The sequence below is a fragment of the Youngiibacter fragilis 232.1 genome (genome assembly GCF_000495435.3).
In the GTDB taxonomy this organism is placed as follows: Bacteria; Bacillota; Clostridia; order Clostridiales; family Clostridiaceae; genus Youngiibacter; species Youngiibacter fragilis.
On sequence record NZ_AXUN02000098.1, the window covers coordinates 1 to 1,719 of the forward strand.

Genomic DNA, 1,719 nt, shown 5'->3' on the forward strand with positions numbered 1-1,719 from the left:
ACCAGTACGAGATAGCATGGAGCCTTGATGGCGGGGATAAGACCAAGGCTGTCATCGTGGTGCCTGAAGGGGAACTCCCTGAGGACAAGACCGTATTAAGGAACCTGCAGTCAACAGCAAGGTATGAGGAGATACTCCCTGGAATGGACCTTGAGTACGCTGTAATGGCTGAAGAGGTGAAGGAGAACATAGTAGTCAAGTCCAGGATGGAGGTCCCTGAGCTTTCCTTCAGCCTGTACCTGAAGAACATGGTACCTGTCCTGGATGAGAGCGGAAGCATTATTCTGAGGGACATGGCAACAGGTGAGGAAGTCATGGAGATGCCTGCTCCCTTCATGGTTGACGCCATTGGTGAGGCAAGCTACGGCGTGGAAGTTGGCCTGACAGAGGTCAAGGCAGGAAGCGAGTACAGGATTACCCTTAAGGTTGACAACGCTTGGCTTGCCGACGAATCAAGGCAGTATCCTGTGGTGATAGACCCTGTGGTCTCAACCACTGTGGAAAGGACGAAGATATTCGACGCACCAGTGTCATCAGCGTACCCTAACACAAACTATGTCAACATGGGGCTCCTGAAAGCAGGCTACGGTGCCAGCTCATATGTCAACAGGAGCTATCTCCAGTTCACACTGCCTGCACTTACTGCAGCAGACCTAATAGTTGACGCATCCCTTAACCTGGCAACATATACCAGCGTTGTGACACCGAGACAGATAGGGTGTACAAGGTGAACTCCGTCTGGAGCTCATCCACCATAACGTGGAACAACAAGCCGTCCTACAACTCAGTGAAGGCCGAGGAATACCAGATGGTCTCAGGTTCGTCAGGGTCAAGGTTCGACTGGGACATAACGGGGATAGTTAAGGAATGGTACTCCACAGGGGTAAACAACGGCCTCATGCTGAAGAACTCCATAGAAACCAGCGGATACTACATTGACTTCCACTCGTCAGACACCAGCTACGGTGAAGCGTACAGACCCCAGATAACCATAAGCTACGTCAACAATTCGGGACTTGAAGGCTACTGGACCTGCCATTCCCAGTCAGTGGGCCGGGCAGGCACAGGGTATGTCAATGACTACAACGGGAACCTGGTGCTTGTCCATGAGGACATATCCCTCACAGGATCAAGGCTGCCCCTGTCACTTGGCCATGTGTGGAACTCCAATGAGGCGGGTACCGACATGGGTTACGGTGCAGGCTGGAGGACAAGCCTAAGCCAGACCGTTGTTCCAAGGACTATAGATGGGATACAGTATTACGCATATACAGACGAGGACGGAACGATACACTATTTCCTGTATGACAGTGCAAAGGGGAAGTATGTGGACGAGTCTGGAATAGACATGTCCATGGCAATAAACGGGGGAAGCACAGAAGAGCGGTATGTCATAACCGACAAGGGAGGGAATAGTCTGATATTCAGCTCCCTTGGAAAGCTTGGAAAGATACGCGACCTTGAGGGTAACCAGATGACCCTGGCCTATGGAGGCAACGGAGCCCTGTACACAGTAACTGACGGTTCAGGCAGGGTCCTTACGCTTAACACCGACGGCACAGGCAGGCTGCTGTCAATTTCAGACCCTGCAGGAAGGAGCACAAGCTTCACCTACAACGGGACTCAGCTTGAGAGGATAACCTATCCTGACGGCAAGTACAGCACCTACGCCTATGACGGGAACAAGAAGCTCGTTAACGCAACAAACCACGACGGCTA

1 protein-coding gene and 1 pseudogene are annotated in these 1,719 nt (G+C 52.0%); both read left to right on the top strand.

From position 1 onward, the window contains the following. Positions 1-563 precede the first annotated feature (563 nt). Positions 564-934, top strand: a pseudogene (locus tag T472_RS20660) (DNRLRE domain-containing protein); the annotation flags it as partial. A 162-nt stretch (positions 935-1,096) separates the two neighbouring features. Further along, the coding region (locus T472_RS20665) for a DUF6531 domain-containing protein (RefSeq protein ID WP_439334304.1) at positions 1,097-1,719 on the top strand (623 nt) is incomplete at its 3' end.